The sequence below is a fragment of the Streptomyces sp. URMC 129 genome (assembly GCF_051386415.1).
In the GTDB taxonomy this organism is placed as follows: Bacteria; Actinomycetota; Actinomycetes; order Streptomycetales; family Streptomycetaceae; genus Streptomyces.
On the sequence record NZ_JBPQTQ010000185.1, the window covers coordinates 1 to 8,511 of the forward strand.

Consider the following 8,511-nt stretch of genomic DNA (forward strand, 5'->3'; position numbering starts at 1 on the left):
GCGGGCGGGCGCGCATCGCCAGCAGGCCGCCCGTGGCCATGCCGACGCCCAGCGCCGAGCTGACCGCGCCGTACGCCCGCTCGCCGTGCGCCGTGATCACCTGCGCCGCGGCCAGCGGCACCACCGGTCCCCAGACCGCCAGCACGAACACCATCCAGATCGCGTTCGCCCGCCACAGCCACGTCCGCTTCCGGATCTCCCGCCAGCCCTCGGCCAGGTCCGCGCGGAACGTGCCCGGCGCGCCGGGCGCGGCGGGCACGGCGGGCGGTGGCGGCAGCCGCAGCAGGAACAGGCACACCGCGCTCACCAGGTACGTCACGGCGTGCGCGGCGAACACCGTCCACGCGGCGGTCAGGCCGACCAGGACGCCCGCCACCGCCGGGCCGAGGATCGTCATGCAGGACTCGGACGTGCGGACCGCGCCGTTGGCCCCCTGCACGTCCCGCGCCACGCGCGGCACCGTGCCGGCCACGCCCGGCTGGAACAGCGCCGCGCACGCGCCGTTGGCCGCGCTCACCGCGCACACCTGCCACAGCACCACGTGGCCGGTGAGGAACAGCACCGCCGCCACGGACTCCAGCCCCACCCGGGCCAGGTCGGCGCCGATCATCAGGACCCGGGCGTCGCACCGGTCCGCGACGACCCCGCCGAGGAGCACGAAGCCCGCGAAGCAGGCCGTGAACGACGCCAGCGACGCGCCCACGGCCCCCGCCCCGCCGCCGTGCCGGACCAGCCCGGCCGCCAGCGCGACGGGGAGCATCGCGTCGCCGAACTTGGCGACCGTCCTGGCCGCGAAGAACAGCGCGAAGTCCCGCGACCACAGCCCCGGCGGGGCGACGCCGGCGCGCCGGGCGGCGGCGTCACGCGTCCGCTGAGGGAGGGCCGACGACGTCACTCCTCAACTATCGCCCGGCCCGGTGACGCCCGCGCGCCGGGCGGAGGGCACCCGCTACCGGTCCTCCAGGCCCGCCAGCCACTCGTGCACGACCTGCGCCGTGGTCTCGGCGTACTCGTTCATCATCGTCTGGTGGTTCCCGGCCGCGTCCAGCGTCTCGTGCTCTATTTCCCACGCGGTCGTCCAGCGCCGCCCCGCACCGGCCGTCTCGTCGGGGGACGACTGCTGCGGCATCCGTTCGCTCGCCCGCACCAGCGCCACGGGCGCGGTCACGGCCTCCGGCTGCCAGCCCTCGAACAGCTCCAGATACGCGCCCTGCGCCGTCACCTGGGCCTCGGTCATCAGCGCGAACGCCTGGTCGTTGACCGCGATACCGCGCAACTGGCCCTGGATGTGCTCCTCCGGGATCTCGTCCTTCGGGAACCAGGTGTCCAGCAGCACGACCCCCTCCGGCTCCAGCCCGCGCGCCTCCAGCCGGGCGGCGATGGCGTGGGCCAGCCAGCCGCCCGAGGAGTACCCCGCGAGCGCCACCGGCCGCCCGGCGAACTCCCTGGCCACGGCGTCGGCGTGCATCTCCACCACCAGATCGCCGGTCGCGGGCAGCAGCTCGCCGTCCCCGAAGCCGGGGTGCGGCAGGGCGTAGACGTCGCGCAGGCCGTGCAGGTGGAGGGCGAGGCGGGCGAAGTTGTGCGGGCCGGAGGGCGCCACCATCGACGGCAGGCAGACGAGGGTGGGCGCGGCCGGTCCCGAGGCCAGCTTCACCGGCTCGGCCGGCTTGCCGAACTCGGCCGGGGTGTGGAAGACGGGCCGGAGCTTGGCGGCGGCCTGGAGCACGCCGATGCCCTCCGCGAACTTGCCGATCGCGCACGCCTGCCGGTACAGGTCCCTGACCCCGGCCGGTCCGGCGGGGGCGGCGGTCTCGCCGGTCGCCGCCGGGTCCGCGGCGGCGGCCGGGCGCCGGGCGGCGGTCAGCGTGCCGAGGTGGCGGGCCAGCTCGGCGGCGGTCGGGTGCTCGAAGACGACGGGCGTGGCCAGCGCCAGGCCGGTCGCGGCGACGAGGCGGCGGCGCAGCTCCACGGAGGCGAGGGAGTCGAAACCCAGCTCCAGGAAGCGGCGCTCGGGGTCGACGTCCTCGGGCGCGGCGTGGCCGAGGACGGCGGCGGCCTCGGACCGGACGAGGTCGAGCAGCGCGCGGGCCCGCTCGGCCTCGGGCAGGGCCGCGTAGTCCACGGCGCCCGGGGCGGGCCCGGCGTCCGGCGCGTCGGCGTCCTGACCCTGGCCCGGGCCGGGGCGCGGGCCCAGCGCGTCGAAGAAGCGGCCGGGGCGGGCGGAGGTGAGCAGCGGCAGGAAGCGGTCCCAGTCGACGTCCGCGACGGTGACAGCGGTCTCGTCGGCGGCGACGGCCCGGGTCAGGGCGGTGACGGCGGCGCCCGGCGCCAGCGGGCGCAGGCCGCGCCGGTCCAGGTGGTCGCGGAGCGCGGGCTCGGCGCCCATCCCGGCCTCGGCCCAGGGGCCGAAGGCGACGGAGGTGGCGGCCAGGCCCCGCGCGCGGCGGTGCGAGGCGAGGGCGTCGAGGTAGGCGTTGCCCGCGCTGTACGCGGTCTGGCCGCCGCTGCCCCACGTCGCGGAGATCGAGGAGAGCAGGACGAACGCCTCCAGCTCGGTGCCGCCCAGGTTGTCCAGCAGCGCGTCGAGGTGCGCGGCGCCGACCACCTTGCCCGCGACCACCTCGGCGAACTCGCCCAGGTCCAGGTCGCTCAGCGGCGCGATCCGCCCGCTGACGCCCGCCGCGTGCACGACGGCGGTCAACGGTTCCTCGCCGTCCGCCAGCGCGACGAGGAGCGCGGTGAGCTGTCCGGGGTCCGCGATGTCGCACGCCTCGACCGTGGCCTGGGCGCCGAGCGCGGCCAGCTCCGCCACCAGCTCCTCGGCGCCGGGCGCGGCCGGGCCGCGGCGGCTGGTGAGCACGAGCCGCCGCGCGCCGTCGCGGGCGAGGCGGCGGGCGGCCTGCGCGCCGAGGGCGCCGGTGCCGCCGGTGATCAGGACGGTGCCGCGCGGGCGCCAGGGGCCGGCGGGTCCCGCGGGCGCGGGCCCGGCCTCGACCAGGCGCGGCACGAGCAGCCCGGCGCCGCGGGCGGCGAGCTGGTCCTCGCCGCCGGGCGCGGTGAGGGCGGCGCCGAACCAGGCGAGGGTCTGGTCGTCCAGCTCGGCGGGGATGTCCACCAGGCCGCCCCAGCCGCCGGGGCGTTCGAGGGCGAGGGCGCGGCCCAGGCCCCAGACCATGGCCTGGGCGGGGTCGGTCACCGGGTCGGCGGCGCCGGTGGCGACCGCTCCGCGCGTGGCGCACCACAGGGGCGCGGCCAGGTCGAGGTCGGCGAGGGCCTGGGCGAGGGCGCAGGTGAGGGCGAGGCCGTCGTTGAGGGCCGGGTGCTCGCGGTGCGGGGTGGTGTCGAGGGCGAGGAGCGACAGGACGCCGCCGACGGCGCGGCCCTCGGCGAGGACGCGGCTCTCCAGCAGCTCGCGGAGCCCGGCGCGGTCGATGGGCGCGGCGTCGGCGGTCAGCGGCAGGTGGACGACCTCGCCGCCGAGCCGTTCGACGATCCAGGAGACGCGGGAGACCAGCTCGGCGTCGGCTCCGGCGGGCGGCGTCAGCAGCGGCCAGACGCCGGAGAGCGCGGGGGTGGCGGTGGTGCCCGCGGCGAGCGCGGCGGCGGTGTGGTCGGGCGGCAGGGGGTGCCACTCGGTCCGGTACCGCCAGCGGTCGGGGTCGGGGGCGGCGTGGCGGCGCGGGGCCGGGACGGCGGCCCGGTCGGCGGGCGCCTGGTCGATCCAGTACCGCTTGCGCTGGAAGGCGTAGGTGGGCAGCTCGACGTGGGTGGCGCCGCGCTCCTCGTAGACGGCGGGCCAGTCGACGGGGATGCCGCGCACGTTCAGCTCGGCCAGCGCGCCCAGCAGGGTGAGGGGTTCGGGGCGCCCGGCGCGGGAGGCCGCGGCGAGCACCAGGTCGCCGGCGTCGGCCGCGGCGGCGGCCTCCTCGGGCAGGCAGGCGGGGGCCAGCGCGGTGAGCACGGCGTCGGGGCCGAGTTCGAGGCAGGCGGTGGCGCCCTCGTGGTGCAGGCGGCGCATGCCGTCGAGGAAACGGACGGGCTCGCGCACGTGGCGCGCCCAGTAGTCGGGCGAGGCCAGTTCGGCGTCGGTGGCGGGCCGGCCGGTGAGGTTGGAGATGATCGGCAGGCTCTGCGGCCGGAACGTGACGCGCTCGGCGACCGTGCGGAACGCGTCGAGCATGTCGTCCATGTGCGGCGAGTGGAAGGCGTGGCTGACGGTGAGGCGCTTGGTCTTCCGGCCGCGGGCGGCCCACACGGAGGCGACCCGTTCGACGGCGGCGGCGTCCCCGGCGATGACGGTGGCGGCCGGGCCGTTGACGGCGGCGATCGAGACCTGGCCGTCGAGCCCGCCGAGCGAGTCGAGGGCCTCGGCCTCGGTGGCCTGGAGCGCGGTCATCGCGCCGCCGGGGCGGCAGGACTGCATCAGCCGGCCGCGCGCGGCGACCAGTTCGCAGGCGTCGTCCAGGGAGAGCACCCCGGCGACGTGGGCGGCGGTCAGCTCGCCGATGGAGTGGCCGATGAGGATGCCGGGGGTGACGCCCAAGGACTCCACGAGGCGGAACAGCGCGGTCTCGAAGGCGAACAGCGCGCACTGCGTGTAGGCGGTGCGGTCCAGCTCGGCGGCGTCCGGGGTGCCGGCGGGCGCGAACATCACGTCGCGCAGCGGGCGTTCGAGGTGCGGGCCGAAGCGGGCGCAGATCTCGTCGAGGGCTCGGGCGAACTCGGGGTAGGCGGCGTGCAGTTCGCGGCCCATGCCGGGGCGCTGGCTGCCCTGGCCGGTGAACAGGAAGGCGGTCCTGCTGGGTTCGATCGTGGGCCGGACCGCGCCGCGCACCAGGCCGGGGGCGGTCCTGCCCTCGGCCAGCGCGGCCAGGGCCCGGGTCAACTGGGTGCGCCCGTCCGCGCGTTCGCTGTCCATGCCGGTGCCGGCCCGGCCGCTGACGACCGCGACGGCGCGGTGCTCGAAGCGGGTGCGGCCGGCGAGCGAGAAGCCCGCGTCGAGGGGGGCGAGGTCGGGGTGCCGGGCCAGGTGGGCGCCGAGCCGGGCGGCCTGGGCGCGCAGCGCGCCCTCGGTGCGGGCGGTCAGCACGACGGGCAGCGGCGCGGGCTCGGTGCGCGGCTCCTCGGCGGGCGGCTCCTCGATGACGGCGTGGGCGTTGGTGCCGCTCACGCCGAACGCGGAGACGGCGGCGCGGCGCGGGCGGCCGTCCTGGCGGTCCCAGCGGGTGTCCTCGGTGAGCAGGACGACGTCCCCGGCGGACCAGTCGACGTGCGGGGACGCCTCGGTGACGTGGAGCGTCCTGGGCAGGACGCCGTGCCGCATGGCCTGCACCATCTTGATGACCCCGGCGACGCCGGCGGCGGCCTGGGTATGGCCGATGTTGGACTTCAGCGAGCCGAGGTAGAGCGGCCGGCCGGCGGGCCGGTCCTGGCCGTAGGTGGCGATCAGGGCCTGGGCCTCGATGGGGTCGCCGAGCGCGGTGCCGGTGCCGTGGGCCTCGACGGCGTCCACGTCGGCGGGGCGGAGCCCGGCGTTGGCCAGGGCCTGGCGGATCAGCCGCTGCTGGGAGGGCCCGTTGGGGGCGGTGAGGCCGTTGCTGGCGCCGTCCTGGTTGATGGCGGTGCCGCGCAGCACGGCGTAGACGCGGTGGCCGCGGCGGCGGGCGGTGGAGAGCCGCTCCAGCAGGATGACGCCCGCGCCCTCGGCCCAGCCGGTGCCGTCGGCGTCGGCGGAGAACGCCTTGCACCGCCCGTCCGGCGCCAGGCCGCGCTTGCGGCTGAACTCCAGCAGCATGCCCGGGGTCGACATGAGGGTGACGCCGCCGGCCAGCGCGAGATCGCACTCGCCGGAGCGCAGCGCCTGGCCGGCCAGGTGCATGGCCACCAGGGACGAGGAGCACTGGGTGTCGACGGTGAGCGCGGGCCCCTCGAAGCCGTACGTGTAGGCGATGCGGCCGGCGACGACGCCCAGCGCGTTGCCGGTGAGGAGCTGGCCCTGGGCCTCGTGCGGCGCCTCGTGCCAGGCGGGGCCGTAGTCCTGGAGGGAGACGCCCGCGAAGACGCCGGTGCGGCTGCCGCGCAGCGAGTGCGGGTCGATACCGGCGCGCTCCAGCGCCTCCCAGGAGACCTCCAGCATCAGCCGCTGCTGCGGGTCGAGCGCGGTGGCCTCGCGGGGGCCGATACCGAAGAAGCCGGGGTCGAACTGGTCGATGTCGGGCAGGAACCCACCGTGCCGCGTGTAGGCGGTGCCGACCCGCTCGGGGTCGGGGTCGTAGAGCGCGTCGAGGTCCCAGCCGCGGCCCTCGGGCAGGCCGCCGATGGCGTCACGGCCCTCGCGCACCAGCTCCCACAGGGCCTCGGGCGAGTCGGCGCCGCCGGGCAGGCGGCAGGCCATGCCGACGATGGCGATGGGGTCGCGGGCGTCGTCGGCGCCGAGGCCCTGGGCCTCGGGGGTGACGGCCTGGCCGTCGATGCCGAGCACTTCGGTGCGGAGGTAGGCGGCGACGGCCTCGGGCGTGGGCTGGTCGAAGAAGAGGGTGGCGGGCAGCCGGACTCCGGTGGCCGCGGACAGCTCGGCGCGCAGCCGGTCGGCGATGTGCCGGTAGACGCCGAGGCGGCGCCAGGGGGCGCGCTTCTCGACGGCCGCCGGTCCGCCGCCCTGACCGGTGACGGCGGCGACGTGACCGGTTATCAGATCGAGCAGTGCCTCGTGCTGGGCGGGGACGGGGAGGGCGGTGAGCCGGCTCCGCCACACCGTGCACACGTCGTCGCACACGTCGCCGGTCCGCCGCTGCTCGAATTCCACGGAGTCGTTTGTCATTGTACCCAATTCCCTGGCTTTTGCCGACGAAATGACGAAGAACTCAACTCGATCAGAGTTGGCCCTCTTTCGGTCCGAGACGGACACATGTGACACACCGACCCGTTGGCAACCCGATGACCTGCGACGATGCAGCGGCTGAGCTGTCGGCCAGCGGTCTTCGCAGCCTAGGCCCAGCTGGTTCCCATTGTCGAGTTAAAACGTCGTGAATGTTACCCCTGCGGGGCCCGCGCGCCACTTGTGAGACTTGCTCGAAGAATTCCCGGATTCGGACACCAGGCGTGAAGAAATCGCACCCGGCGCACCGCCGCATGGGTACGACACTTTCACTCAGACGGATTAGTTGTGATTACCCGGTTCGAGTGGTGGCGCGTCGACCGCGCAGTGGTGGGCGCGCTGGGGCGCCGGAATCTCCTCGCGCACCCCGGGCTGCGCCAGCGCGCGCGGCACCGTGAACCAGGCGATCACGGCCCCCAGCGCCATCAGCGCGGCGCAGATCAGCACCGCCTTGCCGAACGCCGTGTCCACCGCGTCCGCCGAGCGGTACTCGTCCGTGGACAGCCCGATGGCCAGCGGCAGCGCGGCCACGGCGACCAATTGGGCGACGCGCGCGGCGGCGTTGTTGACGCCGCTGGCCACGCCCGCGCGCCGGGTCTCCAGGGACGCCAGCACGGTGGCGGTCAGCGGTGCCACGAACAGGCTGAGCCCCAGCCCCTGCACGACGACGGCCGGGAAGACGTCGGCCCAGTACGAGCCGCCCGGGTGGACCCGGTGCAGCAGCACCAGACCGGCGGCGGCCACCAGCGGGCCCAGGGTCAGCGGCAGGCGCGGGCCGATGCGCTGGGCCAGCTCGCCCGCCGGGCCGGAGAGCACCAGCAGCAGCACCGTGACGGGCAGCGAGGCGACGCCGGCGGTGAGCGCGTCGTAGCCCAGGCCGTTCTGGAGCTGGGTGGGCAGCAGGAAGAACACGCCGCCGATCGCCGCGTACAGGCAGAGCGTCACCAGGTTGGCGGCGGTGAACAGCCGCGAGCGGAAGACGCCCAGCGGCAGCATCGGCCGGGCGGTGCGCCGTTCCCACCACACGAAGACGGCGCCCAGCACGGCCCCGGCCGCCAGCGCCCACAGCGCGGGCGCGTTGATCAGCGCGTACGTGACGCCGCCCAGCGACAGGGCGGCCAGCGCGGCGCCCGGGACGTCGAAGCGGCCGGTCGCGCCCCAGTCGCGGCTCTCCGGGATGTGGCGGGCAAGCAGCAGGATGGCCGCGGCGAACGGCAGGTTGAGGTAGAAGATCCAGCGCCAGCCGGGGCCGTCCACCAGCCAGCCGCCGACGAACGGCCCGAGCGCGGTGGCCACGCCGCCGAGTCCGGACCACAGACCGACCGCCTTCGCCCGTTCCTCCTGCCGGAAGGAGGACTGGATCAGCGCGAGCGAGCCCGGCGTGAGCAGCGCGCCGCCCACGCCCTGGAGCGCGCGGGCGGCGATCAGCGCCGGCGAGGTGGGGGCCAGTCCGCACAGCAGGGAGGCGACGGTGAACCAGGCGACGCCCCAGACGAAGACGCGCCGCCGCCCGAAGCGGTCACCGAGGCCGCCGCCGAGCAGGATCAGCCCGGCGAGGGTGAGCATGTAGGCGTTGAGGGTCCACTGGAGGTCGGAGAGCGGGACGTCGAGGTCGGCGCCGATGCGCGGCA

Annotated in this window: 2 protein-coding genes and 1 pseudogene; all 3 read right to left on the minus strand. The window is 76.3% G+C overall.

Annotated features, from left to right (window positions below; genetic code table 11):
* Positions 1-823 (minus strand): MFS transporter (locus tag ACSNOC_RS25965; RefSeq protein WP_436750007.1); only part of this gene is annotated, 823 nt, incomplete at its 3' end.
* Positions 824-949: 126 nt separating this feature from the next.
* Positions 950-6,751, minus strand: a pseudogene (locus tag ACSNOC_RS25970) (type I polyketide synthase); the annotation flags it as partial.
* Between the two features lie 411 nt (positions 6,752-7,162).
* Positions 7,163-8,511, minus strand: a 1,349-nt coding sequence (locus ACSNOC_RS25975; protein ID WP_436750006.1) for an MFS transporter, incomplete at its 5' end; no start/stop codon positions are given.